The 23,172-nt window shown below is 63.0% G+C and carries 18 protein-coding genes; 11 read left to right on the top strand and 7 right to left on the bottom strand.

Annotation, left to right across the window (positions count from 1 at the left end):
* Window positions 1-19: 19 nt before the first annotated feature.
* A complete protein-coding gene (thrS, locus tag PH603_RS02685; RefSeq protein WP_289504384.1) occupies window positions 20-1,999 on the bottom strand; it encodes a threonine--tRNA ligase in 1,980 nt (659 codons plus the stop codon).
* A gap of 198 nt (window positions 2,000-2,197) precedes the next feature.
* On the opposite strand from thrS, the gene PH603_RS02680 reads away from it, so the two are divergent.
* Together PH603_RS02680 and PH603_RS02675 are read left to right on the top strand one after the other, a co-directional pair.
* The gene (locus PH603_RS02680; protein WP_289504383.1) at window positions 2,198-2,572 is read left to right on the top strand and encodes a hypothetical protein; all 375 of its coding nucleotides are present in this window, start codon (window positions 2,198-2,200) and stop codon (window positions 2,570-2,572) included.
* 66 nt (window positions 2,573-2,638) lie between these two features.
* Window positions 2,639-3,391: an alpha/beta fold hydrolase gene (locus PH603_RS02675; protein WP_289504382.1), complete on the top strand. Its 753-nt coding sequence runs from the start codon at window positions 2,639-2,641 to the stop codon at window positions 3,389-3,391.
* Window positions 3,392-3,448: 57 nt separating this feature from the next.
* On the opposite strand, the gene PH603_RS02670 is transcribed toward PH603_RS02675, so the two are convergent.
* The gene (locus PH603_RS02670; RefSeq protein WP_289504381.1) at window positions 3,449-6,649 is read right to left on the bottom strand and encodes a DUF4114 domain-containing protein; all 3,201 of its coding nucleotides are present in this window, start codon (window positions 6,647-6,649) and stop codon (window positions 3,449-3,451) included.
* Between the two features lie 330 nt (window positions 6,650-6,979).
* Here PH603_RS02670 and PH603_RS02665 point away from each other — a divergent pair, with 330 nt between their 5' ends.
* The 6 genes from PH603_RS02665 (at window position 6,980) to PH603_RS02640 (ending at window position 13,857) form a co-directional block, all read left to right on the top strand.
* On the top strand, window positions 6,980-8,713 hold the full coding sequence (locus PH603_RS02665; RefSeq protein WP_289504380.1) for a peptidase domain-containing ABC transporter: 1,734 nt from the start codon (window positions 6,980-6,982) through the stop codon (window positions 8,711-8,713).
* Complete coding sequence (locus tag PH603_RS02660) at window positions 8,710-10,920, top strand: peptidase domain-containing ABC transporter (protein WP_289504379.1); 2,211 nt, start codon at window positions 8,710-8,712, stop codon at window positions 10,918-10,920. Before PH603_RS02665 ends, PH603_RS02660 begins: the two co-directional genes overlap by 4 nt.
* Complete coding sequence (locus PH603_RS02655) at window positions 10,920-12,350, top strand: HlyD family type I secretion periplasmic adaptor subunit (RefSeq protein ID WP_289504378.1); 1,431 nt, start codon at window positions 10,920-10,922, stop codon at window positions 12,348-12,350. The genes PH603_RS02660 and PH603_RS02655 overlap by 1 nt, the downstream gene beginning before the upstream one ends.
* 33 nt (window positions 12,351-12,383) lie before the next feature.
* Window positions 12,384-13,019, top strand: coding sequence for an endonuclease III (nth, locus tag PH603_RS02650; protein ID WP_353507441.1), 636 nt, complete (start codon window positions 12,384-12,386; stop codon window positions 13,017-13,019).
* Window position 13,020: 1 nt separating this feature from the next.
* A complete protein-coding gene (locus PH603_RS02645; RefSeq protein ID WP_289504376.1) occupies window positions 13,021-13,425 on the top strand; it encodes an HIT domain-containing protein in 405 nt (134 codons plus the stop codon).
* 114 nt (window positions 13,426-13,539) lie between these two features.
* A complete protein-coding gene (locus PH603_RS02640) occupies window positions 13,540-13,857 on the top strand; it encodes a hypothetical protein (protein WP_289504375.1) in 318 nt (105 codons plus the stop codon).
* 86 nt (window positions 13,858-13,943) lie between these two features.
* Here PH603_RS02640 and purH read toward each other — a convergent pair whose 3' ends face one another.
* From purH to PH603_RS02620, 4 genes are all read right to left on the bottom strand, one after another.
* Window positions 13,944-15,527, bottom strand: coding sequence for a bifunctional phosphoribosylaminoimidazolecarboxamide formyltransferase/IMP cyclohydrolase (gene purH / locus PH603_RS02635; RefSeq protein ID WP_289504374.1), 1,584 nt, complete (start codon window positions 15,525-15,527; stop codon window positions 13,944-13,946).
* Window positions 15,528-15,588: 61 nt separating this feature from the next.
* Window positions 15,589-17,334 (bottom strand): heparinase II/III family protein, encoded by a 1,746-nt coding sequence (locus tag PH603_RS02630; protein ID WP_289504373.1) that lies wholly within the window; start codon window positions 17,332-17,334, stop codon window positions 15,589-15,591.
* Window positions 17,335-17,363: 29 nt separating this feature from the next.
* Complete coding sequence (gene rpe, locus PH603_RS02625) at window positions 17,364-18,023, bottom strand: ribulose-phosphate 3-epimerase (RefSeq protein WP_289504372.1); 660 nt, start codon at window positions 18,021-18,023, stop codon at window positions 17,364-17,366.
* Between the two features lie 63 nt (window positions 18,024-18,086).
* Window positions 18,087-19,421, bottom strand: coding sequence for an RsmB/NOP family class I SAM-dependent RNA methyltransferase (locus tag PH603_RS02620; protein ID WP_289504371.1), 1,335 nt, complete (start codon window positions 19,419-19,421; stop codon window positions 18,087-18,089).
* A 95-nt stretch (window positions 19,422-19,516) separates the two neighbouring features.
* Between PH603_RS02620 and PH603_RS02615 the strand changes: the two genes are divergently transcribed.
* The 3 genes from PH603_RS02615 (at window position 19,517) to olsB (ending at window position 22,526) form a co-directional block, all read left to right on the top strand.
* Window positions 19,517-20,263, top strand: a complete 747-nt coding sequence (locus tag PH603_RS02615; protein WP_289504370.1) for a hypothetical protein — start codon at window positions 19,517-19,519, stop codon at window positions 20,261-20,263.
* A complete protein-coding gene (locus PH603_RS02610; protein ID WP_289504369.1) occupies window positions 20,260-21,561 on the top strand; it encodes an AmpG family muropeptide MFS transporter in 1,302 nt (433 codons plus the stop codon). The genes PH603_RS02615 and PH603_RS02610 overlap by 4 nt, the downstream gene beginning before the upstream one ends.
* A gap of 77 nt (window positions 21,562-21,638) precedes the next feature.
* Window positions 21,639-22,526, top strand: a complete 888-nt coding sequence (gene olsB / locus PH603_RS02605) for a l-ornithine N(alpha)-acyltransferase (protein WP_289504368.1) — start codon at window positions 21,639-21,641, stop codon at window positions 22,524-22,526.
* Here the strand turns inward: olsB and PH603_RS02600 are convergent.
* Window positions 22,523-23,170, bottom strand: a complete 648-nt coding sequence (locus PH603_RS02600; RefSeq protein ID WP_289504367.1) for a DUF938 domain-containing protein — start codon at window positions 23,168-23,170, stop codon at window positions 22,523-22,525. The two genes, olsB and PH603_RS02600, sit on opposite strands and share 4 nt — an antisense overlap.
* Window positions 23,171-23,172 lie beyond the last annotated feature (2 nt).

Here is a 23,172-nt window from a genome sequence, read left to right as displayed (position 1 = left end):
TCCGGTTTGCCCCGTCGCCTCAGGCCGGGGGCATACCCTCGGCTTTCAGGGCTGCGACGGTCTCGTCAAGGCCCGCCACGGTCTGGTCATTGGACCCGAGCCGGCGAATGCTGACGGTGCGGGCTTCCGCCTCGCGGCCACCAACGGCCAGGATCACCGGCACCTTCGCATGGCTGTGTTCGCGGACCTTGTAGTTGATCTTCTCGTTCCGGAGGTCGGCCTTGGCGCGCAGCCCAGCCGCCTCAAGCGCCGCGGCCACTTCGCTTGCATAAGCGTCTGCATCCGAGGTGATGGGTGCGACCACAACCTGGGTCGGTGCCAGCCACACCGGCAGCTTGCCGGCATAATGCTCGATCATGATGCCGATGAAGCGTTCAAGCGTGCCAAGGATCGCGCGGTGGAGCATCACCGGGCGGTGCTTGGCGCCGTCTTCGCCGATATAGGATGCGTCAAGGCGTTCCGGCAGCACGAAATCGAGCTGCAGGGTGCCGCACTGCCACGTCCGGCCGATGGCGTCCGACAGGTGGAACTCGAGCTTCGGCCCGTAGAAGGCACCGTCACCCGGTGCGATCTCGAACGGAATGCCCGCTGCGGTGAGGGCGTCGGCAAGGCCTGCCTCCGCACGGTCCCACACGTCATCCTCGCCGGCGCGCAGTTCGGGGCGCGTGGCGAGCTTCACCTTGAACTCGGGGAAGCCGAGATCCTGATAAACCGACGACAGAAGCTCGCAGAAAGCGATGCTTTCGGACGTGATCTGGTCTTCGCGGCAGAAGATGTGGGCGTCATCCTGCGTCATCTGGCGAACCCGCATCAGGCCGTGCAGCGCGCCGTGCGCCTCGTTCCGGTGGCAGCAGCCGAACTCGGCAAGGCGGATTGGCAGGTCGCGGTACGACTTGATCCCCTGCTTGAACACCTGAACGTGCGCCGGGCAGTTCATGGGCTTCAGCGCCATCAGCTTGGCCTTGCCGGAAAGGACAGGCGCGTCCTCGTCCGTCGAGGGCACTTCGTCCGGCACCACGAACATGTTTTCGCGGAACTTGGACCAGTGACCCGACTGTTCCCAGAACTTGCTGTCCAGAAGCTGCGGCGTTTTCACTTCCTGATAGCCGGCACCCTTCAGGCGGCGACGGATATAGTTTTCAAGCTGCAGCCAGACCGTATAGCCCGCCGGATGCCAGAAGACAGAGCCCTGCGCCTCTTCCTGCAGGTGAAAGAGGTCCATCTCGCGGCCAAGGCGGCGGTGGTCACGCTTCGCGGCTTCCTCAAGACGCGTCAGGTGAGCCTGAAGCTCCTTCTTGTCGCGCCAGCAGGTGCCATAGATGCGCGTCAGCATAGCGTTGCGGTGATCGCCGCGCCAATAGGCACCGGCCACCTTCATCAGTTTGAAGGCGTCGCCGAGCTTGCCGGTCGACGGCAGGTGCGGGCCACGGCAAAGGTCGAGCCATTCGCCCTGACGATACACCGTGACAACCTCGCCTTCCGGCAGGTCGGAAATGATCTCGGCCTTGTAATGCTCGCCGATCTTCTTGAAATAGGCGATAGCCTCGTTGCGGTCCCAGACTTCACGGATGATATCTTCGTCGCGCTTGACGATGTCATGCATCTTCGCCTCGATCACCGCGAGGTCGTCCTCGGTGAAGGGCTTGTCGCGCGCGAAGTCATAGAAGAAGCCGTCTTCGATAACGGGGCCGATCGTGACCTGCGTGCCGGGGAAAAGTTCCTGCACGGCTTCGGCCATGATATGGGCTGCATCGTGACGCAGCAGCTCGAGGCCTTCCTCGTCCTTGCGCGTCACAATGGCGACGTCGGCGTCTGCCTCGATCGGGCGGCGCAGGTCCCAGAGTTCGCCATTTACCTTGATGGCAAGAGCAGCTTTGAGGAGGCCCGGCCCGATATCGCCAGCCAGGGTCTCGCCAGTCACCACGCCGGTAAAGGTACGGACGCTATTGTCCGGAAGGCGCAGATTGACCGGGTTCGACATGCTTGCTTGCTGGCTCATGGCAGCTCTTTCCATCCTTTCGATTTCTATGGTGCGAGAAACTCGCCTTGGCGAGGTAGCCGCAGCCCGGCGTGAAGTCAAGAAATCCCTGTGCTTCGGGCCGTTTTCGATAAGGCGCGCCTGCGGGTCACATCGGTCTTGAGAAATTCGCCAGATTCACTTTAAATGGTGATCGCACAACCGAGGGGGGTCGGTACGATGAAGTGGACTGTGCGTTATTTCGATAATGATGCGGACGAAGGGCTTGATGCCGTCCTGAGTGTGGATGACCGCGGCGAGGCGCTTGTTGCCATCAGCGGCCGTCCTCCGCTCCATATGGCGGCCGGGCAGTTTTACCTCAGGGATGGCAGCTACGGCGATGGCTGGATGGAGCTTGGCTGCATTCCGGGTCATGACGGCAAGCTTCTGGTGATCGGGGCGGAGACTTGCGATTCCGTCGCTGACCATATGCCCCAACTGGCACTACGCGCCCCGCGCGAAACCCGCGCCGCCGGCATGGCGCTTGTGGTGGTGTCCGCTCTTCTGGTGCTCACCGCCAGCATCACCCTGATCGGCGCCAAATTCACCGGCTGATCCCGGCTTGAACCAACACGGTGATCCGCTAGTCTGGGGCTCCTTCCCGCAGCAGGAGAGAGCCTGATGACCAAACCCGCCTTTCTGACCACCCCCCACGGCACCCGCATTGCCTATCACCGCACGCACGGTGCGGGGCCGGGCATCGTGTTCCTTGGCGGCTTCATGAGCGATATGGAAGGCTCGAAGGCGCTGGCGCTCGAGGCCTGGGCGAAGGCGGAGGGCCGCGCCTTCCTGCGATTTGATTATCAGGGTCACGGCCAGTCGGACGGCGCCTTTGCGGATGGCACCATCGGCCTTTGGGCGCGCGATGCGCTCGCCGCCCTTGATACCCTCACCGAAGGCCCGCAATTGCTGGTTGGCTCGTCGATGGGGGGCTGGATCGCCCTGAAACTTGCCAAGGCTCGCCCGGGGCGGGTGCGCGGCATGGTAGGCGTGGCGGCGGCCCCCGATTTCACCCCCCGCATGTGGGCGGACCTGACTGCCGAGCAGCAGGCGGCCATCACTGAAAAAGGCTTCGTCGATGTGCCGACCCAGTATGGCGACACGCCCTACCGCTTGACCCGCGCCTTGTTCGAGGATGGCTGGCGGGAGCGGGTGATGGGCTCGCCCCTCCATCTTGATATCCCCGTGCGCCTCATTCAGGGCACCGCCGACCCCGACGTTCCGTGGGCCGGCACCCTGGATATCGCGAGAGGCATAAGGGGCGGCGACGTTGAGATTATCCTTGTACCCGAAGGCGACCACAGGCTTTCCACCGACCGCGACCTGAAACGCCTTGTCCGCATCACCCGTGAAGTGGCGGACGGCCTGCGCTGAAAAGGAAAAGGCGCCGGAACCATGGGGTGCCAGCGCCTTTCGCTATTCTGATGCCAATCAGCCGTTGATGCGTTCGATGCCTTCGAACTCGATCTCGCTGCCGTCAGCGGTCGTCAGGTGGCCCGAGGCATCCTGCGTGAGGGTGATATAGTCAGCGCCCTGCTCGACCACCGAACCGCTCGTCAGGTTGAGCGTCCAGTCGGCGCTGCCACCGGCGCCTTCGATGCCCGAAACATCCAGCGTATCGACCCAGCCTGCACCGGTACCACCGGAGACATAGTCGCCGTCGCCCGCAAACAGCACGTCACTGCCGTCGCCGCCGTTCAGCATGTCGGCACCTTCGCCGCCCACGATCACATCGTCGCCAGCATCGCCGTTCAGATGGTCGGCACCACCTTCACCATAGATGGTGTCGTTACCGCCACCACCCACGACCATGTCACCGCCGCCGGCACCGTGGATTTCCTCGGCGTCGTTGCCACCAACCAGCATATCCTGATTGTCCGTGCCCTGAATAACGGGGGCATCCGGGGTGTCGTCAGCGGGTTGCTCTTCTGCCGGCTGTTCGTCGTTTGCGGCTTCCTGTTCGGCAGCTTCAGGGTCGGCAGCCGGTTCTTCCACCGGCGCTTCATCCTCAACCGGTGCCACAACAGCTTCTTCCGCCGGTGCTTCGGGCTCTTCAACCACGACCGCATCAGGGTCGGTGATTTCCTTGCCGCCAACTTCGACTGAACCACCTTCAACCTCGACCTTCAGCGCCATGTCGTTGAAGTCCAGGTCGCCACCGCCTTTGAGGTCTTCAAAGTTGATGATGGCGGCATCGCCCGTTTCGGACGTATCAATCTTCGTGTGATTGATATTGTCGGGGTTCAGGTCCGATGCGTCATTACCGGCATGGAACACATCACCTTTGATATTGTAGGTCTGGCCCGACGGCGCGGTGTAAACGAGCTTCACGCTCGGGTCACTCGCACTCGCCTGTTCGCCGGAACTGTTCACGAAGGAATAACTGCCGCCGGCAGGCAGGCTTGAATAGCCGCCGTTCTGGTTCCAGCCATCCGCCACGATGAAGACGCCGACCTTGTCGCCTTCCACATAATTGTTGAAGGTCGCCGAGGTTTGACCCGCATTCATGCCGGATACCCCGTTCGAGACATCGCGGAACACGATCTGCACGTCGCTGATATTGCCGTCCTGGCCCACGCGGTAAACACCGACCGAGCTGTGATAGCCGGCATCTTCGCCCATGAAGGTGAGCTTCACGGTAACGGGTTCGGGTGCCGGAGCCTCGGGCTCGGGCTCGGGTTCCGGTACGACAACAGCGCCGGCCTCGGGAACATCTTCGCCAACCGGTTCTTCTTCAACCGGTTCCTCGGCAGCAGGCTCTTCCTCTGCGACCGGCTCTTCTTCCGCAGGCTGCTCGTCAACCGGCTGTTCTTCCGCCGGTTCCTCCTCGACGGGCTCTTCTGGCACCACATCCTCAACCGGCTCTTCAGGCTCCTGCTCGACCGGAACAACCGGCGGGTCTTCTGCCGCCGGCTTTTCCTGTTGCGGCTGCTGTTCCAGCGTCGTCTTGAAATTGACGCTGGTCACCACATAGTCACTGCTATCGGTGCGGCTGGCACCCGTCGTCAGCGTTTTGCCGGTGCTGTCGACATTATTGAAGCTGCCGTCATCGGCGAGGCCGTCCTTGTTGGCATCCTCGTTCGATTGCGCGCCATTCGTGAAGTCACGGGCCGAGAAGATAACCTTGTCAAACCCGCCAGAGTGGCTGATCGTGTAGGTGCCATTGTCGCTGCCCTGATTGGCAACAAACTGGCCCTCACCGACCTTCACGCCGTCATTGAAAATCTCGTAACGGCCGGTTTCGTCGGTACCCTTATAGCCGTCGCGTTCTTCGTTGGCATACAGACGGTCAACCGACCAGGTCATTTCCGTGGCGTCTTCATCCAGTTCCATCACCAGCTGCTCGGACTTGCCGGTCTTGGGATCAAACTCGATCTGGCCGATACGGTCGTCGGGCTCGTCAACGCCCATGCCGCCATCGACCTTGTCAACGGTGCCCACTTCATTGTGCAGGTTGACGGTATAGACCTTGATCCCCGGCAGCGAATTGGCGTTATTCGCTGTTACGGTGCCAAGATCGCGCGGTTCGGCGGGCGGAGGCGGCGTTACTTCGTCAACCGGCTCTTCGGGCTGCGGCTCGGGCTCGGGTTCCACCTCATCAACCGGTTCCTCAGCTTGTTGCTCGTTATTCTCGCCGGTCGGCCCACCGCCGCCCCGACCGGGATTGCTCTCGTCAACGCCGTCTTCGTCATTACCGTGGCCATTATTGCCGTCATCAACCGGCTCTTCCGGTTGCGGCTCAGGCTCGGGCTCGACCTCGTCAACCGGTTCTTCCGGCTGCGGTTCTTGCTCAGGCTCGGGCTCGACCTCATCGACCGGTTCTTCGGGTTGCGGTTCGGGCTCAGGCTCAACCTCATCAATCGGTTCTTCCGGCTGCGGCTCAGGCTCGGGCTCAACTTCATCAACCGGCTCTTCCGGCTGCGGTTCGGGCTCAGGCTCAACCTCATCGACCGGTTCTTCCGGCTGCGGCTCGGGCTCAGGCTCAACCTCATCAATCGGTTCTTCCGGCTGCGGCTCAGGCTCAGGCTCCACCTCGTCGACCGACTCTTCCGGTTGCGGCTCAGGCTCCGGCTCCACCTCATCGACCGGCTCTTCCGGCTGCGGCTCGGGCTCAGGCTCAACCTCATCGACCGGTTCGTCGGTCTGGCCGCTCACGGGCTCCTGCACGGTGAAGGTATCGGTCGAGCGCGCGCTGATCGGGCTGCTGGCGTCCGTGGTGCCGGCATCCTGATCAAGAATATCCACGGATTGATCGTCGGCCGCGGGTGCAGCGCTGCTGCCTTCTGCATTATCCCCGGCATAAATCTCGTCGTCGCGGCTTTCGGTCCCGGTCTGGACATTTTCCGAACCATCCACCGTATCGCCTGAGGATTTGGCTGCAGGGTCGCTTTCAGTGTAGCCGGAAGCGCTGTAGCCATCGCCCGCACCGTCGACGCCGGACTGGGTCGCCTCGCCTTCACTCCCGGTCCCGGTGTGCAGGTTCGGCGAAATGGCGTCGTCCGACACTTCGAAGTCGGTCCCGCCGGTCAGCAGGGCCTCGTCGTCCGGGTTGTTGGTCACCGGCGTCGACAGCGCCAGTTCCTCGTCAGCGGACGGAGTGTTCGATTTCGTGGTTTCGGTACGATCAGTCACGGCACTATTCCTGTCTCTGGAACCGGAGCTCTGGCAAATATCGGCATGTATCCCGGTTCGACTCTCTTGCCAGTCGTGACAATATTGCTCGCTTGTTTTTAAAAAAAAGGCAAAGAATGGCTAAAATTTTACGAGACTTTTAGCGGGGTTTCCCTGTAGGTCAGGGTCTGGCTGGAACCTCACGCCATTACTGTAGCAATCTTTACAGGAACCGGCCATATTAGTGGGGGAAGCCGTCCGAAGTGTCGGTAAACAAGCCGCTTTTAGCCCTTATACGGGGCTGGCTTAACGACAGGCGCATTCGGGGCGAAACGGGGCTGATCGGACTATATGGCTAGACCGGGGGAAGTTGCGGCACAGGAAAACGAGCTCGTCGGCTTGTGGCGGCATTATCTTCCGCTTGCCCGGCCGGACATGCTGGTGGCCTCTTTCGGCATCAATCTGATGTCGCTTGCCCTGCCGCTCGTTACCCTGCAGGTCTATGACCGCGTCATCCCCAATCAGGCAACCGGCACCTTCACTTACCTGATCCTTGGCCTGTTCCTTGTCATGGTGCTTGAAACCATCCTGAAGGTGGCGCGGTCGTGGCTCGCCGGCTGGTCCGGCGCCCGGTTCGAGCATCAGGCCGGCAAGCATGCAGCCGACCGGCTACTCGAAGGCGATCTTGAGACCATCGAGGCGATCCCCGCCGGCAACCATCTGGACCGCATGACCGCGATCGATTCCATCCGCGACTTTTACGCAAGCCAGGCGGCCATTTCCTTCATCGACGCGCCTTTCATTGTCTTGTTCCTCGGGCTTCTGGCCTATATCGGCGGCTGGCTTGTGGTGATCCCGATCGTCATCCTGATCCTGACCGGCTGGATCGGCCTGTGGCTTGGCCGCGGGCTGAAATCCGCGCTCAATGACCGCAATATCTGGGATGACCGGCGCTACAATTTCATTATCGAAACCCTTGGCGGCATCCACACGATCAAATCGATGGCGATGGAAGCGCTGATGGAGCGCCGCTATGAACGCCTGATGGAAAGTGCCGCCGCCAGCGGCCACCGCGTGGCGCTTCTCTCCTCGCTCAGCCAGTCGGTCGGCAGTGTTGCCAATCAGCTGACAATGGTGCTGGTTGCCACCATCGGTGCCTGGTTCGTGATCCATGACTATCTGACAATCGGTTCGCTTGCGGCCTGCACCCTCCTTGCCGGCCGCGCCATCCAGCCCGCCATGCGGGCGCTGTCGCTATGGACCCGCTATCAGTCGATCCGCGTGGCCGAGGACAAGATCGCCGCCATCGATGCCCTGCCGCGCGAACGCCGCCATGAAGGCGACGCCCCGCCCGGCGCGCTTGAAACACTCGCGCTCAGCAATGTGTCCTTCCGTTACCGGCAGGACCTTCCGACGGTACTTCAGGGTATCAATCTTTCGGTGAAACGCGGCGAGATCGTAGGTATCCAGGGCGACAATGGCAGCGGCAAGACAACGCTGTTGCACCTGTTGATGGGCCGCCTGATCCCGACCGACGGCGAATTTCTGGTGAACGGCGAAAAGCTTTATGGCGCCAGCCCTGATGTGATCCGCCAGCAGATCGCCTACCTGCCGCAGCGGCCCCGCCTATTGCAGGGCAGTGTGCTTGAAAATCTCGCCTTCTTCCGCAAGGACCAGTCGCTCGACGCCTCGCTTGCCGCGGCGGCACGGCTGGGCCTTGATGAAGTTTTCGCGCGCCTCCCCGATGGCTACGACACCAAGGTCGGCGAGGCCTCGGCCTCCAGCCTGCCAAGCGGGGTGGCCCAGCGTATCGCCATCGCCCGCGTTCTCGCACGTCACCCGTCAATCGTCCTGTTTGACGAAGCCAATTCGGCGCTCGACCAGACCGGTGAAATGCTCCTCAAGCAGGTTCTGCTCGATCTCGCTCACGATACCGGCATCGTGCTTGTCACCTACCGCCCGTCGCTGCTGGCGATCGCGAACCGGCTTTATACCCTGAAGGACGGCACCCTGACCGAGCGACCGCCCATCGGCCAGTCGCCGCGTGCCCTGCCACCGGAACCGCCCGCCGGAGAAAAGCCGTGACGGACGAGACCAAAAACACAGACGGACCAGAAAAGGTAAAGGCCGGGCGCAAACGCGGCCCCCGCCTTTCAACCGGCGGGATCGACCAGCTTGCCGACGCACTGCGGCAGGGCCGATACGGCTCGTTCGAGGCGCAGTCGCCCTTCGCGGCCACGCTTTTCCCGCTTCTGAAGGCTCTCGGCTGGCGCGGCACCTTGAATGAACTTTTCGAGGCCCTGCCCCACTTCGCCAGCACCCTTGGCATGGCGGAGCTGCAGAATGTGCTCGCGCTTCTCGGCTACCGCACGCAGGAGCGGCGGATCGCGCGGCTTGCCGAAATCGACCCGCGGCTTTTCCCGCTGATCTTCGTCACCGACGCCAGCAAACCCTATGTGCTGACCAAGGATGAAGCCGGCGGCGTTGCGGCCTTCGGCGGCGTCGAGCATGACAAGGTCGTCCTCGATGACCCGATGATTTCAGGCACCGCCTATGTGATTGACCGTTCGGGCGAGCCGACAGACCCGGGCCGCGCCCACGGCGGCTGGTTCAGCGCCATCGGTCGACGGTTCCAGCCAGTGCTGACCCGGCTCCTGCTGATTACCTTCTGCCTCAACATGCTGGCGCTTGCCGTGCCGCTACTCACCCTTGCCCTTTATGATCAGGTGATCCCGATCCGCGCCGGCGATGTGCTCGTCAGCCTGATGGTCGGCGGCCTGCTGGCTATCACGTTCGATACCGCCCTGCGCATGGTGCGCGCGCGCCTCATCGCCTTTGCCGGGGCGCGTATCGAACAGATTGTCGGCACCAGCACCTTCTCGAAAATCATCGGCCTGCCGCCGACCATGACGGAATCGGCACCGCTTGGCAGCCAGGTTGCCAAGCTCCGCGATTTCGATTCGCTGCGTGACCTGTTCACCAGCCTTCTGGTAACCGTGGCGCTTGAAATGCCCTTCGTGGTGATCTTTGTGATCGCGCTGTTCCTGATCGCCGGGCCGCTCGGTTTTGTGCCGGTCGGCATGATCGTAATTTACCTGATCATCTGGTGGATCCTTGCCCCGCGCATGCGGCGGGCAGTGCTTGTCTCCAGCCGCAAGCGGGCGGAGCGGCACAGCTTCCTTGTCGAGATGATCTCCAACATGCGGACGATCAAGGAAGCCGCCGTTGAATCTGTCTGGCGACAGCGTTTCCGGGAAATTTCGGCGGAATCAGCACTGGCCCACCATTGGTCCACGCAAATCTCCTTCCTGTTCCAGACGCTGGCACAGGGCGTGATGATGCTGTCGGGCATCGCCACCCTCGTGGTTGGTGTGGAACTGGCGATCACCGGGCAGCTGTCGCTTGGCGCCCTGATTGCCGCGATGGCACTGACCTGGCGGGTCCTGTCGCCGATCCAGAACCTGTTCCTGACCTTCACACGGGCCGAGCAGACAAAGCTCGCCATCGGCCAGATCAATAGCCTGATGGCGATGGAGGAAGAGCCCTCCCGCCAGAAGCAATCGTCGGGCGTGGTGCGCGCATGGCAGGGCGGCATCAGCTTCAACCGCGTGTCGCTACGCTATAACCAGCACGGCGAACCCGCGCTTCTGGGCGTCAGCTTCGATATCGAGCCCGGCGAGTTTCTCGCGGTCAGCGGCTCGAACGGATCTGGCAAAAGCTCGATCCTCAGGCTGCTTCTCGCCATGCACCGGCCGCAAGCCGGGCAGATCACGCTCGACGGGGTGGATATCCGCCAGATCGTGCCGTCTGAGCTCCGCAACGCCATCGCCTATGTGCCGCAGCAGCCGAAGCTTTTCTATGGCACGATTGCCCAGAACCTGCGCCTGTCGAACCCGATCGCCAGTGACGAGGACCTGCGCAAGGCCTGCCAGCTTTCCGGTGCCCTTGAAGCCATCGAGGCGCTGCCCGAGGGCTTCAACAGCCGCTTCGGCGACCAGTCGCTGGCCCAGATGAATTCGGGCCTCCAGCAGAAGATCGCACTGGCGCGCGCCTATGTGACCGATGCGCCGATCATCCTGATGGACGAACCCGCCCACGCGCTGGACGAGCCGGGCGACGCCGCCCTTGTGGCAGCGCTTGAAAACCTGAAGGGCGACAAGACAATCATCATGGTCTCCCACCGGCCGAGCCACCTGCGGCTCGCCGATCGCCTGATCCTGATGAACCGTGGTACAATCACCAAAGCCGGAACACCTGATGAGGTGCTTTCCACCGTGACGAGGGGAAGCTGATGGTCCGTAAACCCAAGGACAGCGTGGTCGCAACCGAGACAGCAGGCGCCGCCGTCGCTGCCCGTGCAAACGTGCCCGCCCGCACCATCGCCTGGACCTCGACCGAAGTGGCCGCCGCCATCACGCGCGAGGACGCCAAGCTCCTGTCGCGCTCGGTGCTTCTGGAGGAAACCAACCCGCCAGCTGCCCTCACCATCGCTGTTCGGGTGATGGCAGGTCTTGTGGCCGTTTTCCTTCTGTGGGCCAGCCTCTCGACTTTCGCGGAGAAGGCTGTGGCCCCGGGCGAAGTGCTGCCCTCGATGCTGACCCTGCCGGTACAGACCAAGGATGGCGGCATCGTCAGCGATGTGATGGTGCAGGAAGGCGAAGAGGTGAAGATCGGCCAGGTGCTGATGCGCCTCACCGATACCGAACTGCAGGCCCGCTATGACGGCCAGCGCGCCCGTGTGGCCGCCCTTGCCATGTCGCGCGAACGCCAGCTGGCCCTCGCCGAGGGCCGCGATCCGCGCTTCGACCGCTGGAGCCAGGACTTCCCCGGCCTTGTGGCCGACGCCCGGCAGGCCTATGAGGCCGCCAAGGCCACACAGGATGCCCGCATCGGGGCCGCCCATGCCGTGACCCTGACCCGTGAAGCCGAAGTCGCCGGCTATACCGAAGAAGTCGCCGCCCTCGGGATCCAGGTCCGCGCCCTCAAGGAATCGCTCGAAATGCGGCAAGCGCTCCTCAAGAGGGGTACAGGGTCACGCGGCAGTGTGCTCGATGCCGAAACCGAATATGGCCGTGAGGCCGGCGAGCTTGCCGCCCGCAAGACATCGCTCGCCCGCGCCGAAGCCGGCCTGATCGAGGCGCGCTCCAACGAAGCCGCGACCACCGAGGGCTTGCGCCGGGACGCACTTGAAGCCGCGGCTTCCGCCGGTACGGAGCTTGCCATCGCTGAAGACAGCCTGCGGGATCTGACAGCGCGCGTCGAGCGCCTGTCGGTGCGCGCTTCGCTCAATGGCCGGGTGAACGGCCTCGTCGCCACCCGCGCCGGCGCCGTGGTCGCCCCCGGCACCACGCTGCTGACCCTTGTCCCGAGCCACGATGTACTGGTCGCCGAAGTAAAGGTTTCAACCCGCGATGTGGGCCACATCAAACAAGGCATGCCGGTGCTGATCCGCGTCGACAGTTACAAATATGGCCGCTACGGCGGGATCGACGGCCGCGTGGACCGGGTGTCGCCCGACACCTTCGATGCCCCTGACGGCAGCGTCTACTACAAGGCCCGCGTGGTGCTGGAAAAGAACTATGTCGGCACCGACCCGGCCTCGAACCAGATCGTGCCGGGCATGACGGTGACCGCCGATATCCAGACCGGCGAGAAAAGCCTGATGGGATATCTGATCCGCCCGATCCGTACGTCCCTTGCCACCGCTTTCGCGGAGCGCTGAGAGGTGGCGGCGAAAGCAAAGAAGGCGCGGCTGATGAAGCCCGCCGAGATCACCGAATTTTTCGCGCGGCTCGAGGCGAAAAACCCCGAGCCCAAGGGCGAGCTTGAGTATGTGAACGAATTCACCCTGCTGGTGGCGGTTGTCCTGTCGGCGCAGGCTACCGATGTGGGCGTGAACAAGGCGACCCGCGCCCTTTTCAAGGTGGCCGATACGCCTGAAAAGATGCTGGCGCTCGGCCTTGAGGGCCTGAAATCACACATCAAGACCATCGGGCTTTATAACGCCAAGGCCGAGAATGTGATGCTGCTCTCAAGGCGGCTCGTGGATGTTTACGGCTCCGAAGTCCCACGTGACCGCGAAGCGCTGGAAAGCCTTGCTGGCGTCGGCCGCAAGACGGCGAATGTTGTCCTGAACATCGCGTTCGGCGAGCCCACTTGTGCGGTGGATACCCACATTTTCCGCGTTGCCAACCGTACCGGCATGGCGCCGGGCAAAACACCCCTCGCCGTTGAGAAAAAGCTGATGCAGGCGATCCCTGCCCCCTTCGCGCGGCACGCCCATCACTGGCTGATTCTGCATGGTCGTTACATCTGCAAGGCCCGAAAACCCGATTGCGCAGCCTGCCCGGTGATCGATCTTTGCCAGTTTAACGAAAAGACGGCGGCCTGAAATGGCAGCGCTGCACCCACAGCTTGTCGCCGATACGGTGCCGGTTTGCCGGCTGGCGCTCTCGCACGTTCTCCTCATGAAGGACGCCAATTACCCCTGGCTGATCCTTGTGCCGGACCGCGACAATATCACCGAGATTTTCGAGCTGGAAGCCACGGACCGCGACACACTGATGGATGAAATATCCTTCGTTTCCAGTCGCTTGAAGACAGCCTTTTCAGCCGACAAGATCAATGTCGCGGCCCTTGGCAACATGGTGCCGCAGCTGCATGTGCATGTCATCGCGCGCTTCCACGGCGACCCCGCCTGGCCGGCCCCGGTGTGGGGCAAAATGCCCGCTGCCCCCTTCGGTGATGGTGACCTTGACCGCTGGCTGGAGGGCCTGCGTGATATCCTGCAGCCCTGAGCCGCCACCTCGCCTCAAAATTAGCTGTTCCTTCAACTAAACCAATGTTTTATGGTTGCACCTGCGAGCGGGTAGCAACGGGACGCCCGCGGATGGAAGCAAGGGAGAGAGACAATGGCACAGGAACTTCGTTATCTGATGATCGCCGCCCTCGTGGCCGGTGTTGCCGCCTGCGGCGAGAAGAAAGAGGAAGCAGCCACGGAAGAGGCTCCGGCTGCTGAAAGCACCATGGAAGAAGCCAAGGATTCCATGAAAGACATGGCTGACGAAGCAAAAGACGCTGCTTCGGATGCCGCCGACGACGTGAAGGACGCTGCTGAAGAAGCTGCTGACGGCGCCGAGGAAGCCATGGACGACATGAAAGACAAGGCGAAAGAGATGATGGACGACGCCGAGGAGAAGGTTGAAGAGGCCACCGAGCCCGACGCCTAAGTCCTTCCGGCAGATCGCCAGAACAAAAAAAGGGGCAGGCCGCAGCGATGCTGGCCTGCCCCTTCGTTTTTGGGAAAGCCCGCCTCCTAGTGGCGGAAATGGCGCATGCCGGTGAAGACCATGGCAAGGCCGGCTTCGTTCGCGGCCTTGATCACATCGTCATCGCGGATCGAGCCGCCAGGCTGGATGATCGCGGTCGCGCCCGCTTCGGCAGCGGCCAGCAGGCCGTCCGCGAAGGGGAAGAAGGCGTCCGACGCCACGACCGAGCCCTTGGCAAGGCTTGCGGCTTCACCGGCGAGCTCGGCAGCTTCGCCCGCGCGGATGGCAGCGATCCGGCTGCTGTCCCGGCGGTTCATCTGGCCGGCACCGATGCCGACGGTCATACCGTCACGCACATAGACGATAGCGTTCGATTTCACATGCTTGGCCACCTGGAAGGCGAACAGCATGTCCTTCAGTTCCTGCTCGCTCGGCTTGCGCGCGGTCACCACCTTCAGGTCATCAACCGTCACGCGGCCCGTATCGCGGTTCTGCACGAGGAAACCACCGGCGACGGATTTCACCATCTGCGCGCCCTGTTCGGGGTTGGCGAGACCACCGGTGACCAGCAGACGCAGGTTCTTCTTCGCGGCCACGATAGCGGCGGCTTCATCGGTGACCGCCGGCGCGATGATCACTTCTGTGAAGACCTTGACGACTTCTTCAGCCGTTTCGGCGTCGAGCGTGCCATTCAGCGCCACGATGCCGCCGAAGGCCGATACCGGATCGCACTTCAGGGCTTTTTCGTAGGCGGCCTTCAGGCTCGTGCCCGTGGCCACACCGCACGGGTTGGCGTGCTTGATGATGGCAACCGTCGGCACCTTGGGGTCGAACTCGCTGACGAGCTCGAACGCCGCATCGGTGTCGTTCAGGTTATTGTAGGAAAGTTCCTTGCCCTGCAGCTGCTTCGCCGTGGCGATGCCGGGGCGCTGTTCGTTGGTGCGGTAGAAGGCGGCCGACTGGTGCGGGTTTTCGCCGTAGCGACAGTCCTGCACCTTTTCCCCCGCGAGGGTCAGGCGGTCGGGATAGGCATTGCCCAGTTCGCCCGCGAACCAGCGCGAAATGGCGCTGTCGTAAGCGGCGGTGCGACTGTAGGCCTTGGCAGCAAAACGTTTGCGCGCATCCAGGCGGGTGCCGCCCTCGGCTTTCAGCGCCTCGATCACTTCCGTATAGTCGGCGGGGTCCGTCAGGATCGTCACGAAGCCATGGTTCTTGGCCGCCGAGCGCACCATGGCCGGGCCGCCGATATCGATATTCTCGACACAGTCTTCATAGGAGCCGCCCTTGGCGACCGTTGCCTCGAACGGATAGAGGTTGATGGCAACCAGATCGATGGCGCCGATGCCGTGCTCGTCCATCGCTGCCTTGTGGGTGGCGTTATCGCGCAGGGCCAGAAGGCCGCCGTGGATCATCGGGTGCAGCGTCTTCACGCGGCCGTCCATCATTTCGGGGAAGCCGGTGTGATCGGCCACTTCCTTCACGGGCAGGCCCGCATCGCGGATTGCCTTGGCCGAGCCGCCGGTCGACAGTATTTCCACACCCGCCGCCACGAGCGCCTTTGCGAGCTCGATGAGGCCGGTTTTATCGGAAACGGAAAGAAGAGCGCGTTCGACGCGGACGAGATCGGTCATGTACCAAGCCTTGTTTCAATAGGGCGTGGCAGACCGGACCCGGTGCCCGGCGCCTGCGCCGTCAGATTTTGCCACTCACCCGGACGAGGGCCCACACGCAGCCCATTTCAAGGCCGTCGCTGCGGTCGAGACGGACCACGATCTGGTGCGTGCCCTGCATATCGGCCGGGCGCGGCAGATAGAGGCTTTCCTCAAGCCGGGCTGCGCCGCCCTCCACTGTGAAGCGCCACAGGGAGCCACTGCGCGTCTCAAGGAAAATCACGCCGCCTTCATCCTCGCGGGGCTTGATAGCGGGGTGCAGGTGAAAGCGCAACAAGACTTCGCCGCTGCCCATGCCGCGCCGTCGCGTGGTGGTGAGGATATCGGCCCCATCGAGCCGGTTGCCATCGGGGCGCAGATAGAGCTTGCGGACATGGCGCGCACCGAAGCGCTTCACATAGCCATCATGCGCGACCTCGAGAAGCGTGCCATCCGGCCCTGCCTCGCGGGAGGTGGTAACGCTGCGGACACCGTCGCCCAGCCGCCCGTCATCAAGGATGCGGCAGGAATTGCGGTCCCCGATGATCAGGGTCGAATGCGCCGCACTCGTCCGCGCGAGACCGTGGAGGGACGCAAGCGGCCCGCTTTCCGGCCCCGGCCCCATATTGACGATGATCCGGTCGGTCCCGTGCGAGAATTCGAAGCTCGCGGTGCCGGCGTGCGCGTGCGAAGACAGCTCCGGCGCCGGTGGCGGGCCGGAATCGACGATCACGCAGCCCCGCCCGAGCGCCATCCGCTGGTAGCCGGCGTGGGCTGCATTCTCGATCGGCTTGCCGCGCGCATCGGACGCTGCAAGAAGCGCATCGACACCGTGGCCGCCTTCGGCAGATACGCCGTTGAAGCCCGCAAAACTGCCATCGCCGTGGCGGAGCGACCGGACAAAAGGCCCGATCCGATCCAGCGCCATTTGCAGGAAGGCCGGCGGTTCGCCCTTCACGCCCACAAAGCTGTCGCGCACAAGGATCAGAAGCTGCATGGCGCGGATCGCGTCTGACGGATCACGGCTCGCAGGGCCACCATCCGCCAGCACAAAGGCTGTGACCTGCCGGTCGAGCGCTTTCACACCCTTCAGCCGCCATGCCTGCCCGCCCGGCAGCAGCACACCGGCCATGGTGAGTGCAGCGGCGGTATAATGCCGGGGAAGGCCGGGGTCAGCATCATCCAGCACCCGCATCAGGTGCCGGGCCTGCCGCGCCATGGTCAGGAGGATCGACGAACGATAAACAAGATCCCCGGACGACATAACCAGCGGCGCATGCGCCAGCCAGTGGATGAGCCGCCGGGCCAGCGTTTCCGCAGCCCAGATCGCGGGGTCATAATCCTGCCCGATGGCGAGCCAGCCCCGGGTGAGGCGCTCGGCCACCGCGCGGGCTTCGCGCTGGTCCCCCACCTGCGCCAGATCCTGCAGCCAGTGGAAGCGATGCGCATAGGCAAAGGCCTCGGCGCCCGAAATGGTCAGGAGCTTCCAGAAATTATCGTCAATCGGCAGGCTGGCCTCGCCCGCCATCATCTCGCCGCCAAGAAGCGCCGAGCCCATGACGGCGCTGCCGGGGGCCGGGTCATCGGGCGAGAACAGAAGTTGGACCGGGTGGCGGCCCTTCAGGCGGTGGCCATAAAGCTTTGTCCTGTAACCCCATTCACGGAGACCACGGAAAAAGTTGTCCCGAATACCGGCAAGCGCACCTTGGCCTTTCGCGCGGACGATCTCGGCGCGCTGGGCGGCGCCGGCGACATCGAGAAGCGAAAATTGCTGGCTGGCCGGTTTCACCCCCGCCGGTCCTTTCTGTGGGTCAGAAATTATCCCCGGAGGGCCTTGATATTCTCGGCATATTTCGACGGGCCGCCCTTGAAGGTGGCGCTGCCGGCCACCAGCACATTGGCGCCTGCGGCGATCACCTGCTTCGCGGTTTCCACATTCACGCCGCCATCGACCTGCAGGTCGATATCAAGGCCAAGTGCTTCGATCCGCTTGCGGATTGCCTCGATCTTGCGAAGTTGGCTCGTGATGAAGGACTGGCCGCCGAAGCCCGGGTTCACCGACATCACAAGGATGAGGTTCACGTCTTCATAAAGATATTCAAGCACGCTTTCAGGCGTGGACGGGTTGAGCGAGATGCCCGGCTTTTTGCCAAGGTTGCGGATCGCCTGCAGCGTGCGGTGCGTGTGCGGGCCGGCTTCGGCATGCACGGTGATGATATCCGAACCTGCGTTCGCGAAGGCCTCGAGATAGGGATCGACCGGTGCGATCATCAGATGCACGTCAAAAACCTTGTCCGAATGCGGCCTTAGCGCCTTCACGACATCGGGGCCGATGGTGATGTTCGGCACATAATGGCCATCCATCACATCGATATGGATATAATCGGCGCCGGCGAGATCGACGGCACGCACCTCTTCCCCGAGCTTCGCGAAGTCGGCGGAGAGGATCGAAGGGGCTATTTTGATCGTGTTGCTCATAGGGGCCTCATAGCATTCACGCACCTCCCCCGCAAGGCGGAGACACGGGGATTTTCGCGGCTTTCAGGCCCGGACAATGCGGGCCGCATAGAAGCCATCGACGCCGCCTTCTTGGCCAAGCATCGAGGGCAGGGTCAGAAGGTCGCCCTTGTCGGTGACAAAGGCTGAAATCCCGCCCACTTCCGATGCGGTCAGCGCCTCACGGCGGGCTTCCGGCGTGCGGGTCAGGAAGGCCTCGATCTGGTCGATACCCTCTGATGGCTCCAGCGAGCAAACGCAGTAAACCAGCCGGCCACCGGCAGGCAGCAGGCTGAAGGCATGATCCAGGATGCGAGCCTGCAGGTCAGCGAGCTTTTCAACATCGGCCCGGCCCTTGGTCCACATCACATCGGGGTTGCGGCGCAGCGTCCCGGTGGCCGAACAGGGCGCGTCCACAAGGATCGCATCTGCAGCACTCACGGCCGGCACATAGGAGGCGGCGTCTTCAGCCTCGATCTCCACGCGGTCTTCAAGGCCGACGCGGGCGATGTTTTCGGCCAGTCGCTTCAGGCGGTTCTTGTTACGATCAACGGCAGTGACATCAGCGCCGCGTGCGGCCAGCTGCATCGTCTTGCCGCCGGGCGCGGCGCAGAGGTCCAGCACATGCTTGCCGGATACATCCCCAAGGAGCGTGGCCGGGATGGCCGCCGCCATATCCTGCACCCACCAGTCGCCCGTCTCGAAGCCGGGCAGGGCGCGCACATCGGTCAGCGCCCGGCGCAGTGTCCCGGTCGGCATCAGGGTTGCCTGCAATTTTTCAGCCCAGACGACTTTATCGCTGTCGTCCTTCAGGCTGATATCAAGCGGCGGCACGGAGCGGAGCGAAAGGCCGATGGCTGCCACGGCCTCGGCCCCGTACGCCGCCGTCCAGCTTTCGCGGAGCCAATCGGCGATATCAAGCTCGGGCGCGGCATTGAGGGCCGCGACCCATTCGTCCTTTTCGCGCACGGCACGGCGCAGGACGGCATTCACGAGCGGCGCAAAGCCCGCTTCCTTGCCGTTCAAGTTTTTGATGAGGCCGACGGTCTGGTCGACTGCCGCATGCGCCGGTGTATCAAGGATCAGGAGCTGGGCGAGGGCGACGAGGAGCGCATGGCGCGTCCAGGTCGCTTCAAACGGCAAGCCGCCTTTCGAGAGAAGCCCGTCCATCACATGGGTGAGGCTGCCCTTGCGGCGCAGGACGGTCATGACCAGTTCCAGCGCGAAGGCACGGTCGCGCGGCTCCAGCTTGGCGCCTGCAGACAGTTCGTCAAACGCCGCCTCGAACGGCCGCCCCTTCAGGAGCACCGCCATCAGCACACGCACGGCCACGGTCCGGGCTGGGATGCCGGCCGTCATCTCTGTTTTCTTGTCGCTCATGGCCTCCTTTGACCACAAAGGCGCGACAGAAGAAAGCGGAACTTGCGCCACTGCCTGCCGCCGCGCTAAGGCTTGTCATTCAGGGGAGAGAAGCGATGCTCAAAACCATCCGGATCGACAGCCGTTACAAAGGCCCGCCGACGAGCGGCAATGGCGGCTATGTTTGTGGCCTTCTGGGGCAAGCCATGATGGACGCCGGCTACAAGGGTGCGGTGGAAGCAAGCCTGAAGGCCCCCCCGCCGCTCGAGACCGCCCTCACGCTGACAGCAAGCCCGCAGGAAGCCCGCCTCAGCCTTGATGACCGGCTTTTGGGTGTCGCCACCGCCGTGACGCTTGATTTGCAAGTGCCTGCCGTGCCCGCGCCCGGCGATATCCTGCCCGGCCCCCTGAACGCGCTGGAGCGCGAAGGCGCGTTCCGGCCCTTCGGCACCTGTTTTGTGTGTGGAGCCGACCGCAAGCCCGGCGACGGGCTGTGCATCGCCTGCCACGAAGTGAAAGACCGGCCCGATGTTGTGGCCACCACATGGACACCCGACGCCAGCCTCGCCCGCCCCGGCGCGCTGACCGTCGACCCCGTTTTCCTGTGGTCGGCGCTTGATTGCCCCGGCTATTTCGCCTGTGCGTGCGGCGAGCCCGCGTTACTCGGGCGACTTACGGCTGAAATCACCGGCAGCCTGAAGGTTGGCGAACCCGTGACCGTGATCGGCTGGAACCTTGGCGGCGAAGGCCGCAAGCGCCAGTGCGGCACGGCCCTTGTCCGCGCCGACGGCACGATTGTCGCCAAGGCGCTCGGCCTTTGGGTGATCGTCGATGCCGCCCTGATTGCCGGGGCAGCTGCGTGAACCGGCTGGCGGCGGGCCTGAAGCCTTATTTCGCACGGGCGACGCTTGCCAACTTCCTGCTTGGCATCTCAAGCGGTTTTCCGCTGACACTGGTTGTCAGCCTTACAGGTATCTGGCTGGCGCGGTACGGCGTCGACAAGAAGACAATCGGCATCTTTGCACTGGCCACTGTGCCCTATGCCTGGAAATTCCTGTGGTCGCCGGTCATTGACCGGCTGCACCTCGGGCCTTTCGCGCGCCTTATCGGACATCGGCGGTCTTGGCTTTTCCTCATTCAGGCGGTGCTGGTTGCCGTCATTATAGCGCTTTCAACGCTTGACCCTTCGATTGACGTCGGCCTCGTCGGCCTTCTGGTGATCGCTGCAGGTTTCCTGTCGGCGAGCCAGGATATCGTGATCGACGCCTACCGGATCGAGATCAGCGAGAAACATCAGCTGGCCCACGCGGCCGCCATGGTCGCCTTCGGCTATCGCGCCGGGGGGCTGCTGGCCGGCTTCGGCACGTTGCACATTGCCGATATCTATGGCTGGCACGTCGCCATCCTGTCGCTTGCCGTGCTTGTCATCCCCGGGGCGCTCGCCGCGCTCTGGATCGGCGAGCCGGATCACACCAAGGCCGAAGCCCTGATCGAACGCGACCATGCGGCCCACAAGGCTTCGCGCTTCGTCACCTTCTTCCGCGATGCCGTGATCATGCCCTTCAAGGAGTTCACAAGCCGCGACGGCTGGCTCCTGATCCTTGCCTTCATCTTCCTTTACAAAGCGGGTGACGCGCTTGCCGCCATCATGACCGGGCCGCTTCTGGTGGACCTTGGCTTCACCGACGGCGAGATCGCGGACTATAACAAGGCGGTCGGCACCTTTGCCCTTTGGGCCGGCATCGCGCTTGGCGGCTTCCTATATGGGGTGACCGGCACCTACCGCGCCCTCTTCATCGCCGGTGTGCTGATGATGGCCACCAATTTCGTCTTCGCATGGCTTGCCATCGTCGGGCACGACAATATGGCGCTCGCCATCACCGTGGCGGCCGAGAATTTCGCTACCGGGCTCGGCAATACCGTCGTCATCGCTTACCTCTCCAGCCTTTGCAACCTTGCCTTCACCGCCACGCAATATGCGCTCCTCTCGTCGCTGGCGAGCCAAGCCCGCGCCATTTTCGGCACATCCTCGGGCGTGATGGTCGAAAGCCTCGGCTGGGTGAATTTCTTCATTCTCTCCGGTCTCATCGCCATTCCGGGCCTTATCGTTCTCGTGATACTCTGGCGCCGCGCCACAAGGGCCCCATCCGCCGCCGGTTAAAATTGTCATGCCTTTGTCATCAAGGGAGCGTATGACCAGCCGATAACGATGAAGGCCAATATCCAAGGATGGTCCAGATGAAACGTTACGCCCTCCTTCGCCCGCGCATTTATGCGGCGCAAGCCATCGCCGGCGCCCAGTCCTACGGTCGTGTCGGCAGCCTCGAGGTGCGGCTCGCCCGCTCGTGGAACGAGATCAAGGCAGCCCAGAAACTGCGCTATTCGATCTTCTACGAAGAAATGCAGGCAAAGCCCGACTGGACCTGCCGTCTGACCCGCCGCGATATCGATGCCTATGACGCCATTGCCGACCACCTTCTGGTGATCGACCATGACCTGCCGAAATCGAAACGGATTGTCGGCACCTATCGCCTGCTGCGTCAGGAAGTGGCCGAGCGCCACAAGGGTTTCTATTCAGCGAGCGAATTTGACCTCTCGACCCTGATGAGCGACGAGTTTCGCCAAAACCTTGGCGGCGGCCGCCAGCTTCTGGAGCTTGGCCGTTCGTGCGTGCATCCCGATTACCGCGCCAGCAGCACCATCAACATGCTGTGGAAGGGCATCGCCGAATATCTGAAAGAGCATCGCATCGCCTGGATGTTCGGCTGCGCGAGCTTTGAAGGCACTGACGCCGAAACCTTCCGCGAGGCGTTCGCCTACCTGCATCACAATCACCTTGTGCCGGACGACTTTGCAGTGAAGGCACTGGATGACCGTTATGTACCGATGAATTTGATGGCGTCCGACGAGATCGACGCCCGCCGCGCGCGCCGCGCCCTGCCGCCGCTCATCAAGGGGTACCTGCGCCTTGGCTGCCTGATTGGCGACGGCGCGGTGATCGATCATCAGTTCGGCACGACGGACGTGTTCATCCTGCTGCCGGTTGAAAAGATCGCGGACCGCTACAGCCGCCACTATGATCTGGCAGCCGAAGCGAATGACGGCCAGGATACGGCGGCGGCCTAAAGCTTCCGGAAAATCACAGAAAGATTGTTCGCCGGCATCTCGACAATTTCGGGGTCGGCGAACTGCGCGCGAAGGGCGATATCCGCCACGCTTTCAAGATTGCGCACACCCCAGCGCGGGTTGCGCAGCTTCAAGGACTGGTCAAACAGCTCGTTCGAGGCAGCGGTATGCTCGCCGTCGCGCTTGAATGGCCCGTAGAAATAGAGAATCCCGCCGGGCGCCAGCACGCGGCCCGCTTCACGGATCAGCGTCTGCATTGCCTCCACCGGCGCAATATGGATGAGGTTGATGGCGAGAACCGCCGTCACGTCGGACGGCAGGTTATCGAGCGGCCACGGCACCTGCATCACATCAAGCTTGCGCGGCGTGAGGATATTTGACGCCCCCACATATTTCGCCCAGGTCAGTGCGCTGACCAGATGCTCGCGCTCCAGATCCGTCGGTTGCCAGTGATGGGCCTTGAATTTCGGCGCCATGAAAGCGGCATGCTCGCCCGTGCCGCAGGCGAGCTCGAGGATCGTGCCATGCTGCGGCAGGTGATCGCGAAGCACTTCATAGATCGGCTGGCGATTGCGGGATGTGGCAGGCGCGTGCAGCCGGCCATTGCCCTGGTCGAGTGGTTCGAAGAAACGTTTGTCAGTCACGG

It is taken from the genome of Gimibacter soli (assembly GCF_028463845.1).
Classification (GTDB): Bacteria; Pseudomonadota; Alphaproteobacteria; order Sphingomonadales; family Kordiimonadaceae; genus Gimibacter; species Gimibacter soli.
This window is presented reverse-complemented; position numbering and strand designations above follow the sequence as displayed.

Coding starts and splice junctions, on each gene's coding strand:
- PH603_RS02615 (WP_289504370.1), top strand. CDS start 19,517: ATGCTCAAAACCATCCGGATCGACAGCCGTTACAAAGGCCCGCCGACG.
- olsB (WP_289504368.1), top strand. CDS start 21,639: ATGAAACGTTACGCCCTCCTTCGCCCGCGCATTTATGCGGCGCAAGCC.
- nth (WP_353507441.1), top strand. CDS start 12,384: ATGAAGCCCGCCGAGATCACCGAATTTTTCGCGCGGCTCGAGGCGAAA.
- PH603_RS02645 (WP_289504376.1), top strand. CDS start 13,021: ATGGCAGCGCTGCACCCACAGCTTGTCGCCGATACGGTGCCGGTTTGC.
- purH (WP_289504374.1), bottom strand. CDS start 15,527: ATGACCGATCTCGTCCGCGTCGAACGCGCTCTTCTTTCCGTTTCCGAT.
- PH603_RS02640 (WP_289504375.1), top strand. CDS start 13,540: ATGGCACAGGAACTTCGTTATCTGATGATCGCCGCCCTCGTGGCCGGT.
- PH603_RS02655 (WP_289504378.1), top strand. CDS start 10,920: ATGGTCCGTAAACCCAAGGACAGCGTGGTCGCAACCGAGACAGCAGGC.
- PH603_RS02620 (WP_289504371.1), bottom strand. CDS start 19,421: ATGAGCGACAAGAAAACAGAGATGACGGCCGGCATCCCAGCCCGGACC.
- PH603_RS02665 (WP_289504380.1), top strand. CDS start 6,980: ATGGCTAGACCGGGGGAAGTTGCGGCACAGGAAAACGAGCTCGTCGGC.
- thrS (WP_289504384.1), bottom strand. CDS start 1,999: ATGAGCCAGCAAGCAAGCATGTCGAACCCGGTCAATCTGCGCCTTCCG.
- PH603_RS02680 (WP_289504383.1), top strand. CDS start 2,198: ATGAAGTGGACTGTGCGTTATTTCGATAATGATGCGGACGAAGGGCTT.
- PH603_RS02675 (WP_289504382.1), top strand. CDS start 2,639: ATGACCAAACCCGCCTTTCTGACCACCCCCCACGGCACCCGCATTGCC.
- rpe (WP_289504372.1), bottom strand. CDS start 18,023: ATGAGCAACACGATCAAAATAGCCCCTTCGATCCTCTCCGCCGACTTC.